Source organism: Microtetraspora niveoalba (assembly GCF_001570405.1).
GTDB classification, from domain to species: Bacteria; Actinomycetota; Actinomycetes; order Streptosporangiales; family Streptosporangiaceae; genus Microtetraspora; species Microtetraspora niveoalba.
In genome coordinates, this window is the sequence record NZ_BBYM01000032.1 from 1 (window position 1) to 24,686 (window position 24,686).

Here is a 24,686-nt window from a genome sequence, read left to right on the forward strand (position 1 = left end):
CAAGAAGATGCGGCGAGCATTCGTCGAGCGGCAAGTCACCGTCCACCCCAAGAAGATGCGGCGAGCATTCGTCGAGCGGCAAGTCACCGTCCACCCCAAGAAGATGCGGCGAGCATTCGTCGAGCGGCGAGTCACCGTCCACCCCAAGAAGATGCGGCGCGCCATCGTGGAACGCCGTGCGTTCGTCGAGCGCCCGGTACTCCGCAGGCACTTCGTCAAGCAGGCGACCGTCGAGCACCGGCGGCTGCGGCACACGGGTGCGACCTCCGCTTGCCGGTAGTCGCTCAGCGCGGCCAGGAACGCCCGCGGTCCGATAACCCCGCGTCGCCGGCGAGGGCTGGTCATGTCGGCCCGCCGGCTCGCCCCTCTCCCTGGCTGTAGGGAGTGCGGTCCGAGCGGGGATCGAAGCCCGCCCTCTTCGGGGCAACGGCATCTCTGGCCGTAGGCGGCGGGTACGAATCCGGCCGGAAGTGGGGACGCCCGCTCACCTCACAGGAGGGTGAGCGGGCGTCTTCGTGTTCGGTGACGCCTTCCAGTTCCGGCAGCTCCCCCTCGACGAGGGCTTTACCGACACGGCAGTCAACATCGTCCTCGGCGGGGTAGCTGGGCAGGCACACCGCGTGCGGACCCGAACACGACGGACACCGCACATCGGGAACCGAAAGGAGGAGGGGCGACCTTCCCCGCCTTGCATACGGGGGCGGGGTTCTCCGCCCTGGAAGCCTTATGACCGATCCCGAGATCATCCGAACCGACCTCCCCGCCACGAGACCGGCCCGAGGCACGGCCCGTCGCGGACTCCTTCTCGGAGCCGCCACCGTGCTGCTGTTCGCCACGGGTACGGGCGTGGCCGCGGCGGCCGGTGGCGGCGCCCCCGCCACCCAGAAGATGCCGTCACCGAGCGAGGAGACGCCCGGCGGCCGGCCGGCGGAGGGCTCGAGGGGCTCCGTCCACGGCGAACTGACCATCACGAAGGAGGGCGGCGGCCAGCAGACCCTCACCGTGCACAGCGGCGCCGTGACATCCGTCGACCAGGGTTCCATCGAGATCAAGAGCCTGGATGGCTTCGCGCAGAAGTACGCCATCACCGACTCCAGCCGTGTCTCCACCGGCCGCAAGGGGCTGACGGAGATCACGACCGGTGACAACGCGCTGGTGATCGCCGTCGGGAAGGGCGACTCCGCCCCCGCCGCGCTGATCGCGGACCTCAGCCGGCCGAAGTGGCCGGGGCAGGGTGGCGGTGGCACCGCGCCGCCGCCCTCATCGTGATCGGGTCCGGCCGGTAGAACAGCCGCCCTGTGCGGCTCCTCTGTCCCCTGACGGGGACGGCCTCTCGCTTTCTCCGGCCATGTGGCCGGAGAAAGCGACAGGCCAAGCCCTGACCGATGGCTCATGATGGCCGCTCGCTGGAGCGGCCGCGCACCCGATCAGGCCACTCCGCGTGCGCGCAGAGCGAGCCAGACTTCAGCGAAGACGTCCGGATCGTCGAGGTCGACCCCCAGCTCCTCACGAGCGCGGGCGACCCGATAGCGCAGCGTGTTGCGATGTAGACCCGTCACCCGCGCCATTCGCTCCCAGTTGCCCCGGCAGCGAAGGTGCTCGACCATCGCTTCCTGGAGATCCCGCGACCCCTGCGTCACGAATCGGTCGACCGCACGACGGACATCCACCGGATCGACACGACGCGGCCACCAGGAGTCTCCCGGCCGCATGGCGACGAGCCGCCGCTGCACGCCCGCCCTCGCCGCGCCCGCCATCGCCATGCCGACCAGCTCGGAGATCGCGAGCTTCACCAGCGGGTCGACGGACACGAGCCGGCCCCAGAGCGCTTCCGGCGGCGGATGGTCGCCCGGCAGGAGGAACCACGCCCGAGTCGCACCGAGCGTGACGCCGAGCGCCTCCGGGCACCACTGGGACACGACACGCGCGAGCCCGCCGACCTCACGCCCCTCGATCGCCGCGACGCATCCGGCATCCCAGACGGGCCCGAGTCCGTTGTCCGCCGCGAGGCTGCGTGCGGCCTCCAGATGACCGCGGTCGACCAGTGTCGCAAGGCATCGTCTGGTGACGTCATCCGCCGAGAGCGCAGTCTCCGCGTGCAGAGCGTGCACGCTGAGAAGCGCGACCGCGGTCAGTACGACGTGTCTCATCGGCGCTTCGAGGGGGCGCGGGGTGCCGACCGCGAGGAAGCCCACCACACGCTCGGACGTCCGAAGTGGGTAGGCGACCACCGCCCCGTCGTCGGTGCTCAAGGACAGGGACGAGAGCGTGTCGGCCGCCCGGAGGCGCTCGGCCGAGTCCCTGAGCACCCCGAGATCGTGGACGCCTGGCGGGTACAGGTCGATGACCGCTCCCCCGGTGTCCAATGTCGCGGCCCACCCGTCCACCAACTGGGAGAGTCTGCGGAGGATCGTCGGGCCGGCGTCGAACCCGGCCGCGGCGTCGACCAGTGTCCGATGGGCCGCGAGCGCGTCGGCCAGCTTCCGCTCGGTCGCTCTCGCTCGAGCGCGCCAGTAGGCCTGCGACACCGTGAGGAACGGCGTGCTCGCGGGCACCACGAGGAGCGGCAGGTTGGCCGCGTGGCAGGCGCGAACCAGTCGCGTGGGCGGCCGGCTGAACACCGGCCCCAGTCCGAGCGCGAGGGCACGGACGTCCGCCGCCATCAGGCGCTGTACGTAGGAACGACACCCGGCGTCGCTGCCGGGCAACGACAGTCCCGTCGTCATCAGCAGCTCCCCTCCCCCGAGGTAGGCCGCCGGGTCCGTGAGCTCGCTGATGTGGACCGCCTCGACCTCACGTCCGGGCGCGACGAAGCCGTCCGCGGGACTGAGGTGGCGGCCGAGCATCGAGCAGAGCGACTCGACCGTCGGGAGGGTCACGAGCGCGGCCCGGGACGTCGCGCGTTCCGGCAGTGGGCCGGCCGCCGGCCGCGCCTCCGAGCCGCCGGTCGAGTGTCGCTCATCGGTTGCGCCTGTACTGACGCAACTTGAGGGCGAGCAGCAGGTCCAGCATGTCGGGCCCGGTGCGGAGGTTCCGGCCCGTGAGCTGCTGGATACGGTCGACTCGATAGGCCAGCGTCTGCCGGTGCACGTGGAGCTCGGCGGCCGTCGGCCCCGGGCGCCCGCCGTTCCGGAGATAGGCCTCCAAGGTCGCGAAGAGCGCGTCATTGCGCTCGCTGTCCTCCATGTCGCCGAACGTCTGGGCGAGGAAGTTGTCCACGCCGTTCGCGTCGGCGATCTGGCCGATGAGGGAGTCGATCGCCATGGCGCTGAGCTCCCCCACACCCCGCCGGCCCTCCAGCGCGACCGTCCGCGCCTCGAAGATCGACTCGTCCACGTGCTCGATTCCCGGCCGGGTCTCGCTGCGCCCCACCGCGACGTCCCAGCCGCGGGTCCGCAGGGCCGCCCACAGCTCCTCGGCGGCACCCGCGTGCGGTTCGGAGACCACGATGAAGAGGACGTCACCGATCCAGCCGACGAGCTGGCTCTTCCCCATTCGGACGGCGTGGTCCTCGACACGGGAGATGAGCTCGGCACTCTCACGCGTGCCTTCCGCGCGCTGCCGGCAGGCGATGACGACGTGGTCTGCCGTGGAGTCGATGCCCAGCGCGGCGAACTCCGCGACGAGGTCGTCCTTGGTGATGTCGCGCTTCGAGGCTCGCGCGATGAGGTCGCTCGCCCGCTCGCGGCGCTCGTCCCGAAGCGATGCGAGCCGGCCGAGTGTCAGCCCCAGTGCCGTCACCCCTTGCTCGACCAGCAGGATCTCGCGCTCGGAGGGCTCCGTGGGCTGGACGACGACCAGGAAGGCGATGGTGTCCGAGGCCCCCGGGATCGGGACGATGGCGATGTGTCCTTCGGGCCGGTGGTACGAGACGGACGACCGGCACGGCCAGTTCTCCCGCACCTGGTGCCACAACTCGAGCGCCTCGCTCTCCTGCAGACCGGAGAAGGCGATTTGGAACCCGTAGTAGTCGAAGAGGGAGAGCTTGCACCGCTGCAGCGCGCCGCCGAGGATGTGGACGATCTCCTTGGGGTCGCGATTGTTGGCGACGAGTGGCAGCAGGCGCCGGCTGAGTCCGATCGCCTCACGAAGCGAGGCGTACTTCTCCCGGTACAGGGTGTCGAAGACGGTGCGCGTCACCGCGATGAAGGGCACCTCGAGCGGAACCTCGAAGACGGGCAGGTCCCGTGCCCTCGCGGCCTCGAGCAGGAGGGGCGGCACGGTGTCGTGGTGCACTCCGACGCCGAAGCCCAGGGCCGTGCAGTCACAGCGGACGAGCCGGTCGACGAAGTCGGCCCAGCGCGGATCGTCCGGAGCGAACGCGACGCCCGTCGTCAGGAGGACCTCGCCTCCCGCCAGCCACTCGTCGACGGAGATGATCTCTCCGACATGGATCCACTTCACCGGCCGGCTGAGTGCGGCGGGAGTTCCCGTCAGCCCGCGCAGCCCGAGCGTCCGGCTCGTGTAAAGGTCACTCAGTCTCACCGGTCAGCGCACCTCTCAGAACGCCGATCGGCCGTCGGCTGCCACGGCGACGTCGAGGAGCACGGGCCCGGACGCCGAGAGCGCCCGCTCCAGAGCGGCGTCCAGCTCGTCCATCGACCCGACCGCCCACGCGTCGACTCCGTACGCGGCCGCGATCTCAGCGATCCGGACGCCGTCGATCGCCAGCCCCGGTACCTGGGCAGCGTCGTAGTAGACCTCGGCATAGTCGTGCAGGATCTTGTAACCACCATTGTTCAGAACGATGAAGACGACCGGCAGCCCCGACCTGGCTGCGGTCCAGAGGGTCTGGGGAGCATACTGGAACGCTCCGTCCCCGAGTATGGCGACCACCCGGGAGTCGGGACGCGCCACCTGGGCCCCGACGGCGGCCGAGATCCCGAAGCCGAGCGCCGCATTCGCCGCGCGCAGATAGGACCGCGGCGCGTCGGGTCTCATCGTGGCGCGCACGAGCCCGCTGTTGGAGATGGCTTCGTCGACCACGACGCGATCGAAGGTCAGCGCCGCGGCGCAGCGCGCCAGCACCGCCTCGGCCGTGAACGCCCCCGGCGCCGACGGACGTGCGTCGGGACGATCGGCGACGACGCTCCGGGCAGTCGTGATCCGCTCCCCCGGTCCGTCGCCGTCGAGCGCAACGGAGGACAGCAGACGACGGACCGCGGCCGCCGGCGGTGCGAGCACGCTCCCCCGGCCCGCGAACCGCGCCGCGGGCTCGGGATCCTCGGTCACCAGCACCGTCCGTGCCAGCAGGCCGTCGAGCGGCTCGGGGTCATAGGTGTAGAGCAGGTAGCCGCCGTTGCCCAGCAGAAGCACCAGGTCGTGGTCGCCGAGGGTCCGCAGCAGCGCCGAGGTCTGCAGCGGGAGCTCACCGCGGTAGGCGGGATGCGAGGTGGGGAATCCGAGCAGTGCCTCCATGCCGCCGGAGTACACGGCCACGTCGAGCGCTGAAGCGAGCTCGACGAGCTCGTGCCAGCCACCGGAGCTCACCAGCTCCGTGCCGGCGACGATGGCCGGGTTCCGCGCCGACCGCACGGCCGCGACCAGTTCGTCGCCCGCGGCGTCGGCCAGTCCGCCGCCTGCCGCGACAAGCCCCTCAGCCGGGACGTCACCGCCCGGGACGTCCGCGAAGTCGCAGGGCAGCACCACCATCGTCGGCCCCGGCACGCCCGACGTCGCCATGCGCAGGGCGGTCGCCACCGCCCGCGGCACGTCCTGAGGCCGCACCGGCTCGTGGACGTACTTGACCAGGGGCCCCGCCATCTCGGCGATCGGTCCGCTGAGGAGAGGACGGTCGAAGAGCATCCGCGAGTCCTGCTGGCCGACCAGCACCACGACCGGCGCTCGGCCGTACGCGGCCCCGCTGAGTGCGCCCATGCCGTTGCCCAGGCCGGGCACGGCATGAACGACGGCGACGCCGGGCCGGCCACTGGCCAGGCCGTAACCCGCGGCCGCTCCGATGACCACGGTCTCCTGGAGGGCGTGGACGAACCGGAACCGGTCCCCCATGCCGACCAGGAACGGGATCTCGGTCGTGCCCGGGTTGCCGAACACATCCGTCACTCCGGCCTGCGCCAGCACGTCGAAGACGGCGTCTCGGACACACCGCGGCGTCACAGTGCCACCCCCTTGCGACCCGCCGCCTCACGCCGGCGGGTGACCACGACGAACAGCGCGAGAAGCACGTACGTCGCGATGACGACGAGCGCCGAGATCGAGGCCACCGCGGGATCCGCGCTGTCGAGGATGTGGCTGAACATGCGCACCGGCAGGGTGTTGGTTCCCGGGCCGACGAGGAAGAGTGTCACGGACACCTCCTGGAAGGAGACGATGGTTGAGAAGAGGAAGGCGGCCGCGATCCCCGGCGCGAGCTGGGGCAACGTCACCATGACGAAGGTCCTGACGGGGCCGGCCCCCAGCGTGCGGGACGCCTCCTCCTGGAACCGATCGAGCTGGGCGACGCCGGCGCTCACGGCGACGAAGGCATAGGGCATCGTGATGATGAGGTGCGCCGTCATCAGGCCTGACATCGTGCCGTTCAGGGCGAAGGCGACCACGAGGCCGAGCAACGCGAGACCGACGGCGACCTTCGGCACCGCGAGCGGCAGCGTCAGGAGGAAGCCGGTCGCCGTCCCGCCCCGACGCAGTCGCCGGATGCCGAGAGCCGCTGCGGTGGCGGCGGCGGTCGAGCCCAGGGCGCTGACGAACGCGAGATTCAGGCTGGTGGTGAGCCCGGCCATCCACTTCTCGTCGCCGACGATCTCCTGGTACCACCTGAAGGAGAACCCTTCGGGCGGGAAGGTCAGCAGGGATCCCGACGTGAAGGACGCTCCGACGACGACCAGGATCGGCGCCAGGAGGAACCCGAAGCTCGCGACGAGCCAGCCGCGGCCGAGGATCTTGAGCAGCATCAGCGACCTGCCTTCGGCCCGACCCGGCGCTCGATCCAACCCAGGAGAGCGACGACGGGGAGGGTAAAGAGAATCAAGCAGAACGTGGCCACGGCTGCTCGTTCGGTGTTCGAGTTGCCGATGACGTCCTGGTAGATGAGCGTGGCGAGCATGCGATCCTTCAGGCCGCCCAGGAGGACCGGTGTGACGACGGCACCCGTCGCGAGCAGGAACACGATGGTCGCTCCCGACACCACCCCCCGCGCCGTCATCGGCAGCGTCACCTTGACGAAGCGTCCGACCGGTCCGGAGCCGAGCACCGAGGCGGCCTCGAGAAGCCGCCAGTCGAGCCGCGCGAGAGAGCTGTAGATCGACATGATCAAGAACGGCACGAAGACGTGGACCATGCCGACGATCACGCTGAACGAGTTGTAGAGGATGCCGAGAGGGGCGTCGATGATGCCCAGGTCGAGCAGGACGGAGTTGATCGTTCCGCGTGGCGACAGCAGCACCGACCACCCGTACGTGGAGATCACCAGGCTGATGAGCCACGGCGACAGGGACAGTACGAGAAGGGTGTACTTCAGGCCCGGTGACGAGACACGAGCGATGGCGTACGCGATCGGGTACGCGACGACGATCGCGGCGAGCGTCGTGATCGCCGACACGCGGAGCGTACGGACGAGGATCAGCCGGTTGGTCTCCGACATCGCGAAGTCGACGTAGCCGGCCAGGTCGAAGCCCCGGCCCGTCGGTCCCAGCCCCACCGAGACGCCGAAGAGACGGACGAAGCCGTAGAAGAACACGCCTAGCAGGACAAGTGCGGGCAACAGCAGCAAGGCCGGCTTGAGTTTGCTCATGGGAGAGGGCTCCTAGACTTGTCGACGGGTGGGGGCCGAACTCAACTCGGCCCCCACCCTCGGCCCGCTACTTGCTGATGATCTCTTCGATCTTCGCGGTGTTGCCGGACAGCTGCGACACGACGGCGTTCCAATCGGGGACGTAGAGCTCGTCCTCGATCTCCTTCACCGACGACGCCCCGAGGTTCTCCTTGAGGCTCGCCGGGAACACCGCGTTCTTGTTGAACGGGATGTAGCCCGCCTCGGCCACCGCCTGCTGCTGGTCGCGTTCGAGGATGAAGTTCAGGAACTTCAGCGCCTCCTCCCGGTTCGGCGCGTCCTTCGGGATCACCGCGACGTAGGGCAGCACGAGCGCCCCCTCCTTCGGCCGTACGATGTCGACCGGGGCGCCTTCCGCCTTGAGTGCCCAGGCCCGGCCGGAGTACCACGGGGCCACGTCGATCTCCCCACGCGAGAACAGCTGGTTGGCGTCGGCCAACGACTGGTACAGCGTCAGGAGGTTGGGGGCGATGTCCTTGAGCACGCCGAGCCCGCGACCGAGGTCGTCGTCGCTCCCTCCCGCCGCGTGGTTGAGCGCGACGAGGTCGTTCGCGGCGACGAAGCCCGGCAGCTGCATACTCGCCCGGCCCTTCCACTTGCGATCGGTCAGGTCGAGCCACGAGTCGATCTCGGAGGGGTCGACGTTCTTCGTGTTGTATCCGATCCCGAAGTAGAGGAAGTAGACCGGGACGCCGACCAGCTCACCCTTCTCGTCGACCGGCAGATACCGGTCGTCGACCTCCTTGAGGGCGGGAAGGTTCGCGGCGTCGACCGTCGAGATCAGGTGCTTCTCCTGGGCTACCTTCGCGGCCTGCCAGTAGGGGAAGACGAGGACGTTGAACTTCGGGTTGCCGGCCTGCGACGTGATGGTCGCCTCGGGGTCGATGATCGTCTCGAGGGAGACGTCGGCACCGGTGGACTTCGCGTACGGATCGAGGAAGCTCTCGGTCCAGACGGCGTCGACGCCTCCGCCCCACACGCCGAGCACGACTCCGCCGCCGGCCGACCCGCCGCCGGATCCACAGGCGGCGAGCAGTGATGTGATCAGCAGCCCGCCGAGAGCAACCGATGCCCTTAGTTTCAGACGCATCGCTCCAACTCCTTAGTGAAGTGCCATTCCGTCGTCCGACGGAACGTTCTCGGTGACCGCCCATGAGTCGCGGCTTCGCCACGACAGCTCGACCGTGCTGCCGACCGGGACGCCGCCGTGGGCGGTGGCGACGTCGACCAGGAACTCGAAGTCGGCCTCCGAGGCGACGAAGAGCCGAACGCTCGAACCCCGGTACACGCTGGCGGTGACGAGGCCGCGGACTCGGCAGTCGTGGTCCGGTGCGGCCGCGTCGACGCTGATCGACTCGGGCCGCACGCAGAGAGTGACCTGCTGCCCCGGCGGGACACTGCGCGGGAGACATGCCGACAGCCCGGCGCCGACGAGCGTCGGCTTCCCGTTCTGGGCGTCCGCCACGCCGTCGAGCAGGTTCGAGTCGCCGACGAAGTCCGCGACGAACCTCGACGCTGGGCGCTGATACAGCTCGTCGGGGGTGCCCACCTGCTCGACCCGGCCGCCGTTCATGACCGCGATGCGATCCGACATCGCCATGGCCTCGTCCTGGTCATGGGTGACGAAGACGAACGTGGTGCCGACACGCTGCTGGAGCCTCTTGAGCTCCACCTGCATCTGCTGACGGAGCTGCAGGTCGAGGGCGCTAAGCGGCTCGTCCAGCAGGAGGACGCGGGGCTCGGTGACCAGGGCCCGGGCGAGCGCCACACGCTGCTGCTGGCCACCGGAGAGCTCGGCGACCTGACGGCGCCCCAGGCCTCCCAGCGCGACCATGTCCAAGGCGTCCGCCGTCCGTGCCCTGCTCTCGGCCCGCGACACCCCGCGAGCCCGCAACCCGTAGGCGACGTTCTGGTCGACGTTCATGTGCGGGAACAGGGCGAGGTTCTGGAAGACCATCCCGAGAGGCCGCCGGTGGACGGGAACCCGGGCCAGGTCCTGGTCGCCGACGACGATCCGCCCGCTGTCGAGACGCTCCAGGCCGGCGATGCTGCGCAGCAGCGTCGTCTTGCCGCATCCGCTGGGGCCGAGCAACGTGAAGAACTCACCGTCGTGGATGTCCAGCGTGACGTCGTTGACAGCCTGGACGGAGCCGTAGCTTCGACATGCGCGGCTAATACGGATCGACGACACTTGCTCTCCTTGTCGATCGGAGGATGGTTCGAGTGGTGGCTCCTGATCGGCCGGCCTCGGGCTGGATGCTGATCGAGGCTAGGTAACTCGCCGTACAGGTGGCTTCAGCCAACCGTCGGGAATCTCCTGGACCCGGTCCACGGAATCTCGTGCAAATGGATATGGACCGTCTCCGCGCGGACGCCCGTCAGAGTGCCGCGGCCGGCACGCCGAGCCCGGCGGCGCCGGGTGCCGACTGAGTCGCTTCCGGACAGAAGCGGTCGATGACCTGATGGATCGTCTGGAGCCGATGCACCTTCTCGCGTGCGGCGGCCACCGAGAGGGATTCGGTGTGGAGGCCCGAGGGATAGAGGTCGGGGCTGTTCCGGAGCCCCACCTTCAGGTACACCGGCGCCGCGACCCGGATGATCTCAGGGATCTCATACGTGCGGATGAAGCCACCGAAGGAGTCGGGCGCCTCGATGTAGAGATCGATGGGAACGTCGACAGCCGCACGGATGGCCGCCAGTTGGGGCAGCGTGAGCGCGCTGGGCACGTTCAGCGAGTCGACGCCCATCTCCACGGCGTCGACGGCCGACAGGGGATTGGCACCGAGCCCCGCGAGCGCCGACGCCTTCAGCACCAGATCCGCCGGCACGATGGCACGTTGCCGGGCCTGGTGGAGCACCTTGATGGCCGCACGATCGGCGATGGTCAGGCCCCTGACACCGAGCTCCAGGCCACGGGCGACGTCGTCGAGCAGGTGCACCAGCCGGTCGAGGCCTTCGGACTGGTACGCGAGGTTGTGACCGGCGCCGGTGAGGTTCGACGGCGAGGGTGCCCAACTGCCGCGCGGCCCCGGGAAACAGGACAGCTCGACACCCGCGGACCGCGCCGCGCCGAGCATCCTCCCGAGCTCGGCATCGGTGCTCATCTGGATTCCGGAGCCCTGACTGATCCGGTGCACGGTGAGTTCCGCGGCGGCCGCGGCCTCCAGGGTGGCGTCGACCGCGGCGGGCCCCTCCACGCTGGCGATCTCGATGCGGTACTGGGCCCCGTCCGGGAACCGCTTCTCGCTGGTCGGCAGATCGTAGGCGTCGCCGGCCCCGTAGCCGAGCTCAGTCAGCAGGCTGCGGGCATCGAACATGGGAGTCTCCCTCCAGGTGGATCTTGTTGACGGAGTACAGCGGCGCCCCGTCCCGGAGCGTCGCCACGACGTTGCGGGCCACAGTCTCGCGCAGCTCCACGTACGCCTCCTCGGAGTAGAAGCCGACGTGCGGAGTGAGGACCGCCCCGGGCACGTCGAGCATCGGGTCGTCGGCCGCCGGCGGCTCCACAGCCAGGACGTCGAGGGCGGCGACGACGCTTCCGTCCTCGAGACGGGCTGCGAGCGCCCGCTCGTCGATCACGCCGCCCCGGCTCGTGTTGACCAGGCGCAGGCCCGGTCGTGACCGGCCGAGGACGTCGGCGGAGACCATGCCCCGGGTCGAGTCCGTCAGGGGAACATGGATCGACACGGCGTCCACCCGTGCGAACAGCTCGGCGAGGTCGTCCACCGGCGAGGCGCCGTCGGCCGCCACGGCCTCCGCGGGCACGAGCGGATCGTGGACGAGCACCTGATAGCCGAGGGTCCTCGCCACGCGCCCGACCTCTCGGGCGATGCGCCCGTAGCCGACGAGCCCGAGCCGGCGACCGGACAGGCGGTGGAGCGGATACTCCCCCTTGTACGTCCAGCTCCCGCCGCGGAAGGCGCGGTCGTACATCACCACACCGCGTTCGAGGGCCAGCAGCAGGGCGACGGCGTGGACGGCGACCTCTTCCGTGCAGTAGTGCGGCGCGTTCGCGACGTGGATCCCCCGCCTGCTCGCCGCCTCGATGTCGATCGTGTTCGTCCCGATGCCGTAGTGGGCGATCACCCGGCAGTGCGGAGAGAACAGGTCGATGGTCCGAGCACTCAGCTTGGTGTACTGGTTGCAGACCGCGTCGGCGCGTCCCAGGGCGTCGGCCAGCGCGTCGACGTCGCCGTCGAGGTCGATCACCTCGGCGTCGATGCTCGACAGGATCTCCCGCTCGACGTCCAGGTCCGGATGCTCTCTGTCGGTGAAGACGACGACCGGCCTACTCATGAGCGCCGCTCACGCGCTCGATCACCTGCAGCGTGTCGGGATCGATCCGGACGCCGTAGGACTCCCAGGCGGCCTGGATGCTCACCTTCCCGTTCGCCACGTCCTCCAGCACGAGCTCGACCGGCCTGCGATACGGGTCGCCGTACCCTCCCGACCCGGGCGTGTCCACGGAGATCACGTCGCCGTCCCGCAGCGGGAAGCCGGTCTCCTTCTGGTACAGGCGCGCCGGCTCGCCGTCGCGGATCAGAACCTTGCGGCCCGGCGTGCCGGATCCACCCCCCTCCAGGCCCTGCGGACGGTGCTCCTCTCCGTCGGACCGGATCGTGAGCGACTGCCCGTCCGCCGTGATCCGATAGGAGCGCCGGAAGGCGAGTCCGCCGCGGTGTGTGCCCGGACCACCGGAGTCGGGAATCAGCGAGTACTCGGTGAACTGCAGCGGATACTCGATCTCGGCCGCCTCGACCGGGACGTTCATCACGTTGCCCACGTAGTCGTCGACGGCATCGAGCCCGTCCTTGTTGGGGCGCGCCCCGATCGGCCCGCCGAGCAGGTCGAAGTACACGCCGTAGCGACAGGTCTCCGGATGCACACCGGAGATCGAGATCGCCGTCGTGTGGGCGTTCGACTGCGCCGGGATGCGGCCGGGGAGCGCCTGCGCGAAGGCCGACAGGATGACGTCCGCCGCTCGCATGACGGTGAAGTGCCGGGCGCCGCAGGGTGCCGGGAACTGCGGGTTCACGACGCTCCCGGGCGGCGTCACGATCCTGACCGGCCGGAACGCCCCCTCGTTCTGCGGGATGTCCGGATCCGTCACGCACTTCGTGATCAGATACGCGGCGGCGCAGATGGCCGCGGGCACCGCGTTGTAGGGCCCCGCGGTCTGGGGCGAGGAGCCCGCGAAGTCGAACACCATGTCGCTGCCGCTGACCTTGACCGTGCACCGCAGCCACACCTTGGTGTCGCGGTCGATGCCGTCCTCGTCCAAGAAGCCCTCGGCGAAGTACTCGCCGTCGGGGATCTCCTCGATGCAGTTGCGCAGGCGCCGCTCGGTGTAGTCGAGACGATCCTGCGCGACAGCGGCGACGAGGTCGGCGCCGTGACGCCGGCACAGCTCCTGGATCCGGCGGACACCTGTCTTGTTCGCGGCGAGCTGGGCCCGCAGATCGCCGAGCAGCTTGTCGGGCTGACGGGTGTTGGTACGCAGGAGGGCGATGAGCGTGTCGTTCAGCTCGCCGTCGCGCTCGAAGAGAATGGGCGGCAGGCGCACGCCCTCCTGGTAGATCTCGGTCACGTCGTTGCCGATCGACCCGGGCGAGCGCCCACCGACGTCGAGGTGGTGCGCCACCGTCACGGAGAACGCGACCGGGCGTCCCTCGAAGAACACCGGCGTGAACAGCGCGATGTCCGGCAGGTGGCTGCCGCCCGCGTAGGGGTCGTTGAAGATGATCGAGTCACCCTCGCGCAGGGACTCCAGCGGGTAGCGGTTCGCCAAGGTCGAGCGCAGGGCGCCGCCGGCGAATCCGAGGTGCGCCGGGATCGACTCCGACTGGGCGATCAGCTGCCCGGATGTGTCGTAGAGCGCGGCCGAGCAGTCGGCTGCCTCACGGATCACGACGGAGTAGGCGGAGCGCTGCAGCGTCGCCATCATCTCCTCGGCGATGGAGACCAGTGCCGCATGAACCACTTCGGTCGTGACGGTGTCGATCGTCGTCACGTCAGTTCCCCTTCCGCGTTGATGTGGATGATGACGTTGCCGAACTCGTCGATGCGGGCGACGTCTCCGGGCGGTACCAGGACGGACGTGTCCTCGGCCTCGATCAGGGCCGGCCCCGCGACGACGTTGCCGCCGCGCAGGAGCTCCCGACGCCAGACCTCGGTCACGCGAACGCCGCTCTCGAAGAGGACCTCGCGCTCCCCCAGCCGCGCGGACGCGTCCGGCGTCGCGTGCCCGACGGTCTGCCGCACGACGGGCGGGCTCACCGGGCCGAGCGCGGTGAGGCGGACATTGACGATCTCGACCGGCTCCCCCGGCGCACTGTGCCCGTAGGCGCGCTCGTGCTCCTGGTGGAAGCGCGTCAGGACATCGGCGTACGCGCCGTCGTCGATCCGCTCCGGCGGCAGGTCCACCGTGATCTCATAGGCCTGCCCGACGTAGCGCATGTCGGCGTGGCGCCTGAGCACTCGGCTCTCGACGGGGACCGCCTGGCGTGCCAGCGCGTCCTGTCCCTCGGCCTCGAGCTCCTCGTACGCCTTGTTCAGGGCGGTGAGGTCAATGTCGTCGCTGATGAACCGGCGTGTCACGGAGAAGTCGTGCCGGATGTCGGCCACCAGACAGCCCAGAGCGGACAGTGCCGAGGACCCGAGCGGGACCAGCACCTTCGGCACACCGAGCTCGCGCGCCATCGTGGCGGCGTGCAGCGGGCCGGCGCCGCCGAAGGCCATGAGGGTGAACTCCCGGGGGTCGTATCCCCGCTGGAGGGAGACCATCCGCACCGCGTTGAGCATGCTGGCCTCGGCGATCCGGATGACGCCCAGCGCCACCGTCTCGCGATCGAGCTGGAGCTCGCGGGCGAGCGCGTCGACGGCCGCGGCCGCGGCTCTCGCGTCGAGCTTCATCCGACCGCCGAGGAAGGTGGCCGGATCGATCCTCCCCAGCAGCAGGTTCGCGTCGGTCACCGTGGCGCTCGTACCGCCGTGGCCGTAGCACGCGGGGCCGGGCATCGCTCCGGCGCTCTGCGGCCCGACGCGCAGGGCCCCGCCGGAGTCGACCCATCCGATGGAGCCGCCTCCGGCCCCCACGGTGTGGATGTCGACCATGCGGACCCGGAGGGGACGGCCGTCGATCTCCCCCTCGGCGGTCATCCGCGGCGTCCCGCCCGTGATCAGCGAGACGTCGCAGGAGGTGCCGCCCATGTCGAGCGTGATGAGCTCGGACTCACCCGCCAGCGATGCCGTGAACGCGCTGCCGATGACCCCGCCGCTCGGGCCGGAGAGGGCGGTCGTGATCGGGCGCCCCTCCACCACCTCCGGCGTCGCGATCCCGCCGTTGGACTGGATGACGTGGAAGGTCACGTTCGACCCGCGTTCGACCAGGCCGCGGCGTACGTCCGCCATGTATCGGGCGACGCGCGGCATGGCGTAGGCGTTGGCGACCGTCGTACTGGTCCGCTCGAACTCTCGGAACTCCGGGCTCACCTCGCTCGAGAGCGACACGTGGAGCTCGGGGCTCACCGACTTGATGATCTCGGCGACGCGGCGCTCGTGATCGGGGTTGGCGTAGGCGTGGAGCAGGACGACGGCGATCGACTCCACGCTCTCCGAGACCGCGCGCCGCGCCAGCTCGACGACCTCCTGCTCGTCCAGCGGCTGGACGACGGTCCCGTCGTAGGCCATCCGCTCGCTGACCTCCCACCGCCAGCGACCGGGCACGAGGATCTGCGGCTTGTCCTGGAACAGGTCGTAGAGCTTCGGCCGCCGCTGCCTGCCGATCTCGAGCACGTCGCGGAAGCCGCGGGTGGTGATCAGCGCCGTCGACGATCCGTTGCGTTCCAGCAGCAGGTTCGTCACGACCGTCGTGCCGTGCACGATGGACCGGACCGCCTCGATGGAATGGCCGGTGTTGGCGAGGATCCGGTCGATGCCGTTGAGCAGCCCCACCGACGGGTTCGACGGCGTCGACGGCACCTTGGTGAGCGAGAGCTCCGCCGTCTTCTCGTCCATCAGGACGACGTCGGTGAAGGTTCCGCCGACGTCGACGCCAATTCGGACTCCACTCATCTCAAATGTCCTCCATGCGCTCAGGGTGTGACGGCGCCGTGGCAGGCCAGACGGTCGCCGGTTCGAGGGGGCGGTACGCGGCTCGGGCCAGAACGTCCTGCACGGCCGCCGCTTCCCGGAAGGTCGCGAGATCCCTCGACCGCTCGCCGTCGACCGAACGGACGAAGAGCTCGGCGAATCGCGCGAGGCGAGGGATCAGATCATCGATGTCGGCGGGCCCGGCATCGGGGCCCGGCGCGTGCAGCACGCGCTCGGCCCGGCCGTCGTGCAGCCGCAGGACGCCGGCCCTGTCGTCGAGAAGAAGCGTGCCCGACGATCCGACGACGCACAGCGAGCTCTCGAAGAACCCGTGCGTGGGCGTGAACGCGATGCCGGCCACGCCGCCGGCTTCGAGCCCGACGCTGACCTCGAACGCGTCGTCGGCATCGGTCCGGACGCCGCCGTGCGCGTCGACGACGGACCACGTCGTACCGCTCCCGCCGGATGCGAAGGGGCCGGCGAGCCAGTTGACGGTGTCGAGGTAGTGCGATCCGAGGGCGAGGAGCAGACCGCCGCCCTCGCGCTCCCAGAGCCAGGAGTGGGGGAAGCCCGCGAGACGACCCACCGACGGGTGCCGGACGCTCCAGGCGACGCTGCGGATCGTGCCGACCACGCCCGACTCCAGGGCCCGCTTAAGTGCCAGCCGGCCCTCGGAGAGCCTGAACTCGAAGTTCACGGCGCTGACCCCGGCGGCGCTCTCCGCGACCTTCACCAGCCGCCACGCGTCGGCGGGTGCCGGGCTCAGCGGCTTCTCACAGACGACGTGGAGTCCCTTCTCCATCGCCGCGATCGCCGGCGCCAGGTGGTCTTGCGGCTTCGTCGCGATCACGACGAGGTCGAGGTCGGCCCGGTCGAGCATCAGCCGCCAGTCGTCGTATCCCTCGGGCACGGCGTGGGTGGAGGCGGCCTCCTGGCCGCCGCCCGGCCGGCTGGAGCACACCGCGACGACGTCGCATCCGGCCGTCCCGCGCCACACCGGCAGGTGGTGGGTGAGGCCGAATCCGAGTCCGAGGATCCCGACGCGAAGGGCACGCGCGCCGCGCGGGTCAGCGAGCACTTTGACCTCCGTCGACGACCAGGGTCGTGCCATGGACGAAGGAGCTCCGCGGGGAGCCGAGGAAGTAGACGGCCTCGGCGATCTCCTCCGGCCGGCCCGCTCGTCCCAGGAGCCCGTACGCCGTCCGGAACGCCTCCGGATCCTCGCGCGACTCGATGGTCTCCAGACCCATCTCGGTCTCGGTGAGGCCCGGGCACACCGCGTTGATCCGGATGCCCCGCCGGCCGTAGTCGACGGCGACACCTCGGACCAGGCCGAGCAGGGCCGACTTGGTCATCGTGTAGACCGTGTTCGTCGGGAACCCGATCATGGCACCGACCGACGCGGTGACGACGATGGTGCCCGCGCCGCGCTCGACCATCTGCGGCAGCACGGCCTGACACGTGTTGTAGACGCCGTGCACATTGACCTCGAAGAGCTGCCGGCGGATCGCCGAGGGCGTCGTCAGCAGATCCCCCGCGTGGTTGACGCCGGCGTTGGCGACGAGGACGTCGGGCGCGCCGAGCTCGCGGCCGGCCGCCGCGGCGGCGTCCTCGTCGGTGACGTCGACCGGTCGCCAGCACACGCCCGGGATGTCCGTCTCGAGCACGTCCCACACCACGACGTCGTAGCCGCTGTCGCGGAACCGCTCGCACACGGCGCGGCCGATGCCGCGCGCCCCTCCGGTCACCAGTACTGTCTTCTTCACCTTTGCCTCCTCGACTTCGAGAAGGCTAGGTGCGAGACGTCGTGCCGATCTTCAGACAAAAACCAGAAATCGCGGGGCGGCGTTCCGTACCTACGGCTGAGAGGCGGGTGCCCGGACTGTCGCCGCCCACCACGCCTCCTCCTCAGCGGAAGGCTGCGTGGCCGGTCATCGCCTGGCCGACCACGAGAGTGTGCATCTCGACCGTGCCCTCGTAGGTCAGGACCGATTCCAGGTTGTTCATGTGCCGGATCACGGGGTACTCGAGCGAGATGCCGTTCGCCCCGAGCACGGAGCGCGCGGTACGGCAGATCTCGAGCGCTCCCCGGACGTTGCTGAGCTTGCCGATGCTGACCTGCTCCGGCCGGAGCCGGCCGGCGTCCTTGCGTCGGCCGAGGTGGAGCGCGAGGAGCAGGCCCTTGGTGTACTCGAGGTTCATCTCCACCAGCTTCTGCTGGGTCAGTTGGAAGGCCGAGATCGGCTTCCCGAACTGGACCCGCTCGTTGGCGTAGTCCAGGGCGGCTTGGAGAGACGAGCGGGCAGCGCCCAGGGCGCCCCACACGATCCCGTAGCGCGCCTCGTTGAGGCAGCTCAGCGGGCCCTTGAGGCCGCGGACGTCCGGGAAGGCGGCCGACTCCGGCAGGCGGACGCCGTCGAGGACGAGTTCGCTGGTGACCGAGGCCCGCAGCGACTGCTTGTGCTTGATCTCCGGAGCGCTGAAGCCGGGCGTGGCCGTCGGCACCACGAAGCCGCGGATGCCGTCCTCGGTGCTCGCCCACACGACGGCCACGTCGGCGATCGTCCCGTTGGTGATCCACATCTTCCGGCCGTCGAGGACCCAGTCGCTCCCGTCCCGGCGTGCGCGGGTCCGCATACCGCCCGGGTCGGAGCCGATGTCGGGCTCGGTCAGGCCGAAGCAGCCGATCGCCTCGCCTGCCGCCATCCGAGGGAGCCACTCGCTTTTCTGCTCCTCGCTTCCCCAACGCCAGATCGCGAACATCGCCAGCGACCCCTGCACCGACACCAGCGAGCGGATGCCCGAGTCGGCGGCCTCGAGCTCCAGGCACGCCAGGCCGTACTCGGTGGCCGACATCCCGGCGCAGCCGTAGCCCTCGAGGTGCATGCCGAGGACGCCGAGGGCGCCGAGTTCCTTGGCCAGTCCGCGGACGTCGTCGATGGTCCCGCGCTCGAACCAGTCGGCGACGTGCGGCTCGATGCGCTCCGCGCACAGCCGGCGCACCGACGCGCGCACGGCCTTCTCGTCGTCGGACAGGAGGTCGTCGATGCCCACCGGGTCCAAGGGCTTGAACGGCGGCAAGGTGGTCGTAGCGCTCATCACTGTGTCCTACCTTTCGAGTACGGGTCTGAAGTGGTCATTCGTGAGATCGGTCGGCCCGGGGACTCTCGGTATGGCTGTCATCGTTTCGCCGCCGGATGGCTGAGGGGACTCGGGCCGCCCGGAGTCCTCGCGGCGACTCGACCGCTGATCGGGACACGCGCGCCCGACCAGCCGCCACACCGATCGCTCTTGTCAACTTCCTTGGGAAGTCTCCTCGGTCAGCATCCTGCGTACCTCGTCGTTGTGCTGGCCCAGTCGCGGCGGCGCCGCGTAGCCGGTCACGGGTGTGGCCGAGAAGGTGATCGGGCTGCGCACCTGCCGAGGCCGATCGGCGCCGACAGACACGGTCGGCTCCAGGCCGAGCCGCTCGGCCAGCCGGAAGCCGTCGGCGATGGTGCCGACCTTGCCGGCCGGCACCCCGACGGCCGACAGTCTCCGGACCCACGATGCGACCGTGTCCGCCGCCAGGAGGTCCTCGATCAGCTCGACGAGCTCGGCTCGGTGTGCCACCCGGTCGGCGTTCGTCGCGAACCTCCGATCGTCGGCCAGGGCGGGGACGCCCAGGACCTCGGCCAGCCTGCCGAACTGTCCGTCGTTGCCGCAGCAGATCGCCACATGACCGTCCTTCGCCCGCAAGGTCTCGTACGGTGCGATCGAGGGGTGCCGATTGCTCATCGGCCCGGGCGCCTCCCCGGTCGTCAGGTACGCCGACGCCTGGTTCGCCAGCGATCCGAGCAGGCTCGACAGCAGGTTCACCTCGACGTGCTGTCCGCGGCCGTCGGCCTCGCGCGCGCGGAGCGCGGCGAGAATGCCGATGACCGCGTCCCTCGAGGTGAGGACGTCGACCAGGGCGACGCCGACCTTCATCGGGTCGTCCGGATGACCGGTGATGCTCATCAGACCACCGACCGCCTGGACGAGGAAGTCGTAGCCGGCCAGCTCCGCACCGCCGCGACTGCCGAACCCGGTCACCGACGCGTAGACGACGCCGGGGTTGCGCGCGGCGACGGCGTCGTACCCGAGGCCGTGGCGGGCCAGCGAGCCGGCCCGGAAGTTCTCGATGAGGACGTCGCAGCGGGCGGCGAGCTCCTGCGCGAGCTCGAGGTCGCCGGGATCGGCGAGGTCGAGCTCGACCGACTTCTTCGAGCGGTTCGCGCACTCGAAGTACGAGCTCGCGCTCCCCGTCCACGGCGGACCCCACTGCCGGGTGTCATCGCCCACGCCGGGGCGTTCCACCTTGATGACCTCGGCACCGAGGTCGGCGAGCGTCGCGGCGGCGAGCGGGCCGGCGAGCACCCGGCTGAAGTCCGCCACCAGGACGCCGTCGAGAGGGCGGGTCACGGCGTGCTCGTGGCCGCGAGCCGGCCGTTCACGCGCCGCGGCAGGCGCCAGGGGTTGGCCGCCCGCGCCTCGGGCGGGAGCCAGTCGTCGCGCACGGACTGGTAGGCCACCGGTCGGACGAACCGGGCCAGGCCATGCGCACCCACCGAGGTCGCCGACGGCACCGACGTCGACGGCCAGGGGCCCCCGTGCTGCTGCGCCCAGGTGAAGGCGACGCCGGTGGGCCACTCGTTCACCGTGACCCGCCCCGCCTTGCCGCTCAGCTGCGCCACCAGTCCCGGCGCCTGCTCGTCAGCCCCGGTGCCGACGAAGACGCCGGCCGCCAGCGAGGACTGGAGTCGCTCGATGACCTCCGCGAGCTGCCGGTCGTCGTCGTACTCGCACACGAGGACGACGGCGCCGAAGCACTCCTCGAGCAGGCGGCTGCCGTGTCTCAGGGCGGTGATGTCGGCGCGCAGGACGGCGGCCGGCGCGGCCCACCCCGCGCCGGAGGACGGGATCTCCGCGACGAGCTCGGCTCCCGCCTCGACCATCGCCCCGAGTCCGGCGACCACGGCGTCCGCGATGCCTCGGGTCAACATCACCGGGGTGGGGGCAGACGCTCGCAGCGCGGTGGCGACGGCGTCCGCGGCCCCCGACCCGGCCGGCGCGAGCAGCAGGCCGGGCTTGGTGCAGAACTGGCCGTGGCCGAGCGTGAAGGAGCCGACGAAGCCGCGAGCGACCGCATCGACATCGGCGGCTCCGGCGCGGGTGAGGACGACCGGGTTGACCGTCCCCATCTCGGCGTACACCGGGATCACGACCTCGCGCTCGTTGGCGATGCGCCAGAGAGCCAGGCCACCGGCTTGCGAGCCGGTGAAGGCCACGGCCGCGATCTCCGGGGCGCGTACCAGGTCGACGCCGACCTGATGACCGTTGACCACCGCGAAGGCGCCGGGCGGCGCGCCCTGCGCGGCGAGCGCCTCCTGGGCGATCTCCGCCTGCCGCATGGTCAGGCCGACGTGGGCGGGATGCGCCTTGACCACGACCGGACAGCCCGCGGCGAGCGCCGCTGCGGTGTCGTTGCCCAGCACGCTGAAGGCGAACGGAAAGTTGCCGGCGCCGAAGACCGCCACCGGCCCCATGGGGCGGTTGACCCGGACGAGGCCGGGGGTGGTGGGCGTGGGGTCGTCGATCGTGACCTCGAGGTAGGAGCCCTCGGCCGCGACGTCGCCGTAGAAGCGGAGCTGGCCTGCCGTCCTGGTGACCTCGCCGGTGAGCCGCTCGAGCCCCAGCGCGGTCTCGCGGTCGGCGAGCGTGGCCAGCTCGTCGCGGTGGAGCTCCAGGGCGTCCGCCATCGCGTGCAGCCAGCGACGGCGCTCGGCGGGGCTGGTCGCCGCCAGCGACGGCGCGGCGGCGTCCGCGCTCGCCAGCACCGAGGCGAGCAGCTCGGGGCCGGTCTCTGCGACGGTGGCGACCACACCGCCCGTCCGGGGATCGAAGGAGGTGACGGTCATCGGATGCTCCTCACGGCCTCCACGAGGACGTCCACGCCCTCGTCCAGCAGTTCCATGGGGATGACCAGTGGTGGCAGTAGCCGGATGACGTTCCCGAACGTGCCGCACTGGAGGGTGAGGACGCCCGCCTCGTGACAGCGTGCGACCACGGCTCGGGCGACGTCGGGCGCGGGCCGTCTGGTGCCGGGCCTGACGAACTCGAGCGCAAGCATGGCGCCGCGTCCACGGACCTCACCGACGACGGAGTCGGGACCGACGAGCGCCGCCAGCCGCGGCAACACGCGCCGCTCGATCTCCCGGGCCCGGTCGACCAGCCCCTCGCTCTCGATGGCCTCGATGGCGCCCAGGGCGGCGGCGCAGGCGACCGGGTTGCCGGCGTAGGTACCGCCGAGACCGCCGGCGGGCACGGCGTCCATGAGGTCGGCCCGTCCGGTCACGGCGGCCAGCGGCAGACCACCTCCGAGCGCCTTCGCCGTGGTGATGAGATCGGGGACGACGCCCTCGTGCTCGCAGGCGAACATCGCGCCGGTGCGCGCCAGACCGGTCTGGATCTCGTCGGCGACGAAGACGATGCCGTGCTCGTTCGCGAACTCCTGGACGCCCTTCAGATAGCCCGGGGGCGGCACGATGAATCCGCCCTCACCCTGGATCGGCTCGGCGACGATCGCCGCGACGTTGTTCGCGCCGATCTGCGTCGTCACGATCTCTCTGAGGGCCTCGAGACCCTCTGCCGCCGCATTCTCGGGCCCGGACGGCCAGCGATACGGGTAGGGAGACGGCGCCCGGTAGATCTCGGGTGCGAACGGGCCGAAGCCCTGCTTGTAGGGCACGTTCTTCGCGGTCATCGACATCGTGAGCAGGGTGCGCCCGTGGTAGGCGTGGCCCAGGACGACGACCGCCGGGCGCCCGGTAGCCGTCCGGGCGATCTTGATCGCGTTCTCGACGGCCTCGGCGCCCGTGCTGAACAACGCCGTCTTCTTGGCGTGGTCGCCCGGCGTCAGGCGGTTGAGCGCCGCCGCGACATCGACGAATCCGTCGTACTCGGTGACGAGGAAACACGTGTGGGTGAAGCGCTCCGCCTGCTCGGTGAGCCGCCGCACCACCGCGGGGTGGGACGCGCCGACGCTGGTGACCGCGATGCCGGAGGCGAGGTCGATGATGTGGTTGCCGTCGACGTCGACGAGGACTCCCCCTCCCGCGCGGTCGATGAAGACGGGCATCGTCGTACCGAGGCCGTCTGCGATCTCGGCCCGTCGCCGCTCGTGGAGCTTGACGGACTTCGGTCCCGGTATCACCGTCGTGACGATGCGACGCTGTTCGGGTATGGACATGACTTACCTCCGCCAGATGTGCTTGAGGCAAGGTAGGGAAGCTCGGTCTACTGGTCCATGGATGATTCCGACCAATTCCCGGCGCTCTTCGTCGGAATGACCAACGCCGGCAGGCCTTCTACGGCCGCCTCGACAACGCCACCCACTTCACCGCCGTCATGGTGAATCCCGGCCAGTGTTCCTCGCGCCGCGTTTCCGTGCGCAGGACGACCCGCGTTCTCGACGCCGACGCGGGCCGGGTCGGCACCGGCGCCCGCGACCGCTGCGGAGGTCGGGGAGGGCGTCCAGGATTCGTCGCCGCTGCCGTCAGCGGCACTCCATGTCGCCCGCGACCTTGGTCAGGACGGCGCGTTTGATCGCCGCGTACTCGGCGTCGGAATCTGCGGCGAATACGTGCACGAACCTTGCGGCGCCGCCGTCGCCGCACACCAGGCGTGTCGCGGCGTCACCGTCGTAGCGGAGGTCCTCGCGCATCAGATCCAGGGGCTTGCCGGGCGATACCCGCACCGTGGCTCGAACGCCGTCCGGCGAGAGAGCGTTCAGAATCGCCTCATCGTGCAGGACGACAGCCGAGAACAAACCAAGGCCGTGCTCGTCGTCGCCTTCGCGGAGGGCTGTGCACCTGGCGACAGGGCCCGCGCCGAAGGCGCCGAGCTGTGCCAGATCGCTGTTCTTCTTCCGTACGGTCGCGGGCAGCTCCACACCGCAGGGTGATTCGCCCGGGGCGAGGTGTACGGCCTCCATCCCGGACCAGTCGAAGGTTCCGGGGTCGGGGAACGGCTCGCCGCCACACCTGACGATCTTCGCGTTGCCGACGGCGAGCAGGATCTTCGCGGCGGAATCCGCCGCGCCGCGCCGCTCCGACGCCGCGCCGGGGAGGTTGACGTTCACGAGTTCGTTCCCACAGGGGGGCAGGTAGAGCCAGCCGTCGATGCGGTCGCCGCTGGGCCTGATCATCCCCGGCAGGCCGTGGCCCAGCGGGACGATGCCGAGCCTCCACCACAGATGTGCCTTGAGCGGCGTCTTCATCACGGTGGCGGTCAGCCGCCAGTCGCCCGCCGTGACGGTGCACTCCGCGTCACCCCATTGGTCCTCACCCTCGGCGACCTCCCAGGACGTGTCGCCGGGTGGTGGGCCTGTATCGAAGCCGGTCAGAGCCATTCGCCGGTCGCGACCCGGCGCGGCCCGGAACCCGAGCGCGCCGTCCCCCACCACCGACACCGCTCACCCACAACGGGCGGGAACGTGCGCTTCTCGCGGCCCACGGGGCCGCCGTACGAGCACGGGGAGCCGGGAATCCGGCCCGGTGACGCCGGTCCTAGGAGTTGCTCCACGACCGTGTCGACAGAACCAGGCGGTAGCCGTCGGGGTCCTGGAGTGTGACGCCCCACTCGTCCCAGTACGGGTTGTGCGCCGCGACCCGGGTGCACGTCTGCGTGGTCAGGTTCCAAGGGTGTCCACATGTGGACCGGCAGGTGTCTGTCCGCCCCTCCCGATCTCGTCATCACTGTGCCAGGCACTACCGCGGCCTGGACG

General features: G+C 70.4%; 21 protein-coding genes. 2 read left to right on the forward strand and 19 right to left on the reverse strand.

Annotated features, from left to right (window positions below; translation table 11 throughout):
* Together AWQ70_RS28110 and AWQ70_RS28115 are read left to right on the forward strand one after the other, a co-directional pair.
* A partial coding sequence (locus tag AWQ70_RS28110; protein ID WP_218004689.1) for a hypothetical protein occupies positions 1-280 on the forward strand: 280 nt, incomplete at its 5' end.
* A gap of 539 nt (positions 281-819) precedes the next feature.
* Entirely contained in the window at positions 820-1,269 is a 450-nt protein-coding gene (locus AWQ70_RS28115) for a hypothetical protein (RefSeq protein ID WP_157530514.1), read from the forward strand.
* A 158-nt stretch (positions 1,270-1,427) separates the two neighbouring features.
* Here the strand turns inward: AWQ70_RS28115 and AWQ70_RS28120 are convergent, their stop codons facing one another.
* The 19 genes from AWQ70_RS28120 to AWQ70_RS42480 all read right to left on the reverse strand — a co-directional run bounded on the left by AWQ70_RS28120 (position 1,428) and on the right by AWQ70_RS42480 (position 24,594).
* Positions 1,428-2,879: a PucR family transcriptional regulator gene (locus AWQ70_RS28120; protein ID WP_067182308.1), complete on the reverse strand. Its 1,452-nt coding sequence runs from the start codon at positions 2,877-2,879 to the stop codon at positions 1,428-1,430.
* 79 nt (positions 2,880-2,958) lie between these two features.
* Positions 2,959-4,485 (reverse strand): PucR family transcriptional regulator, encoded by a 1,527-nt coding sequence (locus AWQ70_RS28125; protein WP_084517900.1) that lies wholly within the window; start codon positions 4,483-4,485, stop codon positions 2,959-2,961.
* Between the two features lie 15 nt (positions 4,486-4,500).
* On the reverse strand, positions 4,501-6,117 hold the full coding sequence (locus AWQ70_RS28130; protein ID WP_067182314.1) for a thiamine pyrophosphate-dependent enzyme: 1,617 nt from the start codon (positions 6,115-6,117) through the stop codon (positions 4,501-4,503).
* Positions 6,114-6,911: an ABC transporter permease gene (locus AWQ70_RS28135; protein ID WP_067182317.1), complete on the reverse strand. Its 798-nt coding sequence runs from the start codon at positions 6,909-6,911 to the stop codon at positions 6,114-6,116. Before AWQ70_RS28135 ends, AWQ70_RS28130 begins: the two co-directional genes overlap by 4 nt.
* Positions 6,911-7,750: an ABC transporter permease gene (locus tag AWQ70_RS28140; protein WP_067182319.1), complete on the reverse strand. Its 840-nt coding sequence runs from the start codon at positions 7,748-7,750 to the stop codon at positions 6,911-6,913. Before AWQ70_RS28140 ends, AWQ70_RS28135 begins: the two co-directional genes overlap by 1 nt.
* A 67-nt stretch (positions 7,751-7,817) precedes the next feature.
* On the reverse strand, positions 7,818-8,879 hold the full coding sequence (locus AWQ70_RS28145) for an ABC transporter substrate-binding protein (protein WP_084517901.1): 1,062 nt from the start codon (positions 8,877-8,879) through the stop codon (positions 7,818-7,820).
* A gap of 12 nt (positions 8,880-8,891) precedes the next feature.
* The gene (locus AWQ70_RS28150; RefSeq protein ID WP_067182326.1) at positions 8,892-9,980 is read right to left on the reverse strand and encodes an ABC transporter ATP-binding protein; all 1,089 of its coding nucleotides are present in this window, start codon (positions 9,978-9,980) and stop codon (positions 8,892-8,894) included.
* Between the two features lie 187 nt (positions 9,981-10,167).
* Positions 10,168-11,106 carry a hypothetical protein gene (locus AWQ70_RS28155; protein ID WP_067182329.1) on the reverse strand — a complete coding sequence of 313 codons (939 nt, stop codon included), beginning with the start codon at positions 11,104-11,106 and terminating at the stop codon, positions 10,168-10,170.
* Positions 11,078-12,085, reverse strand: coding sequence for a C-terminal binding protein (locus AWQ70_RS28160; protein WP_067182332.1), 1,008 nt, complete (start codon positions 12,083-12,085; stop codon positions 11,078-11,080). The genes AWQ70_RS28155 and AWQ70_RS28160 overlap by 29 nt, the downstream gene beginning before the upstream one ends.
* The gene (locus AWQ70_RS28165) at positions 12,078-13,799 is read right to left on the reverse strand and encodes a hydantoinase B/oxoprolinase family protein (protein ID WP_067182335.1); all 1,722 of its coding nucleotides are present in this window, start codon (positions 13,797-13,799) and stop codon (positions 12,078-12,080) included. The genes AWQ70_RS28160 and AWQ70_RS28165 overlap by 8 nt, the downstream gene beginning before the upstream one ends.
* Entirely contained in the window at positions 13,796-15,862 is a 2,067-nt protein-coding gene (locus AWQ70_RS28170) for a hydantoinase/oxoprolinase family protein (protein ID WP_067182338.1), read from the reverse strand. The genes AWQ70_RS28165 and AWQ70_RS28170 overlap by 4 nt, the downstream gene beginning before the upstream one ends.
* A 1-nt stretch (position 15,863) precedes the next feature.
* Complete coding sequence (locus tag AWQ70_RS28175; RefSeq protein WP_067182341.1) at positions 15,864-16,958, reverse strand: Gfo/Idh/MocA family protein; 1,095 nt, start codon at positions 16,956-16,958, stop codon at positions 15,864-15,866.
* Positions 16,948-17,646, reverse strand: coding sequence for an SDR family NAD(P)-dependent oxidoreductase (locus AWQ70_RS28180; RefSeq protein WP_067182345.1), 699 nt, complete (start codon positions 17,644-17,646; stop codon positions 16,948-16,950). Before AWQ70_RS28180 ends, AWQ70_RS28175 begins: the two co-directional genes overlap by 11 nt.
* A gap of 142 nt (positions 17,647-17,788) precedes the next feature.
* The gene (locus AWQ70_RS28185) at positions 17,789-18,979 is read right to left on the reverse strand and encodes an acyl-CoA dehydrogenase family protein (RefSeq protein ID WP_067182348.1); all 1,191 of its coding nucleotides are present in this window, start codon (positions 18,977-18,979) and stop codon (positions 17,789-17,791) included.
* A gap of 195 nt (positions 18,980-19,174) precedes the next feature.
* Positions 19,175-20,323, reverse strand: a complete 1,149-nt coding sequence (locus AWQ70_RS28190) for a CaiB/BaiF CoA transferase family protein (protein ID WP_067182351.1) — start codon at positions 20,321-20,323, stop codon at positions 19,175-19,177.
* Positions 20,320-21,819 carry an aldehyde dehydrogenase family protein gene (locus AWQ70_RS28195; RefSeq protein WP_084517903.1) on the reverse strand — a complete coding sequence of 500 codons (1,500 nt, stop codon included), beginning with the start codon at positions 21,817-21,819 and terminating at the stop codon, positions 20,320-20,322. Before AWQ70_RS28195 ends, AWQ70_RS28190 begins: the two co-directional genes overlap by 4 nt.
* A complete protein-coding gene (gabT, locus tag AWQ70_RS28200) occupies positions 21,816-23,150 on the reverse strand; it encodes a 4-aminobutyrate--2-oxoglutarate transaminase (protein ID WP_067182355.1) in 1,335 nt (444 codons plus the stop codon). The genes AWQ70_RS28195 and gabT overlap by 4 nt, the downstream gene beginning before the upstream one ends.
* 306 nt (positions 23,151-23,456) lie before the next feature.
* Positions 23,457-24,371, reverse strand: a complete 915-nt coding sequence (locus AWQ70_RS28205) for a hypothetical protein (protein ID WP_067182358.1) — start codon at positions 24,369-24,371, stop codon at positions 23,457-23,459.
* A gap of 97 nt (positions 24,372-24,468) precedes the next feature.
* The gene (locus AWQ70_RS42480; RefSeq protein ID WP_373282392.1) at positions 24,469-24,594 is read right to left on the reverse strand and encodes a hypothetical protein; all 126 of its coding nucleotides are present in this window, start codon (positions 24,592-24,594) and stop codon (positions 24,469-24,471) included.
* Positions 24,595-24,686: the final 92 nt, after the last annotated feature.

Coding starts and splice junctions, on each gene's coding strand:
- AWQ70_RS28145 (WP_084517901.1), bottom strand. CDS start 8,879: ATGCGTCTGAAACTAAGGGCATCGGTTGCTCTCGGCGGGCTGCTGATC.
- AWQ70_RS28160 (WP_067182332.1), bottom strand. CDS start 12,085: ATGAGTAGGCCGGTCGTCGTCTTCACCGACAGAGAGCATCCGGACCTG.
- AWQ70_RS28155 (WP_067182329.1), bottom strand. CDS start 11,106: ATGTTCGATGCCCGCAGCCTGCTGACTGAGCTCGGCTACGGGGCCGGC.
- AWQ70_RS28170 (WP_067182338.1), bottom strand. CDS start 15,862: ATGAGTGGAGTCCGAATTGGCGTCGACGTCGGCGGAACCTTCACCGAC.
- AWQ70_RS28135 (WP_067182317.1), bottom strand. CDS start 6,911: ATGCTGCTCAAGATCCTCGGCCGCGGCTGGCTCGTCGCGAGCTTCGGG.
- AWQ70_RS28140 (WP_067182319.1), bottom strand. CDS start 7,750: ATGAGCAAACTCAAGCCGGCCTTGCTGCTGTTGCCCGCACTTGTCCTG.
- AWQ70_RS28185 (WP_067182348.1), bottom strand. CDS start 18,979: ATGAGCGCTACGACCACCTTGCCGCCGTTCAAGCCCTTGGACCCGGTG.
- AWQ70_RS28195 (WP_084517903.1), bottom strand. CDS start 21,819: ATGACCGTCACCTCCTTCGATCCCCGGACGGGCGGTGTGGTCGCCACC.
- gabT (WP_067182355.1), bottom strand. CDS start 23,150: ATGTCCATACCCGAACAGCGTCGCATCGTCACGACGGTGATACCGGGA.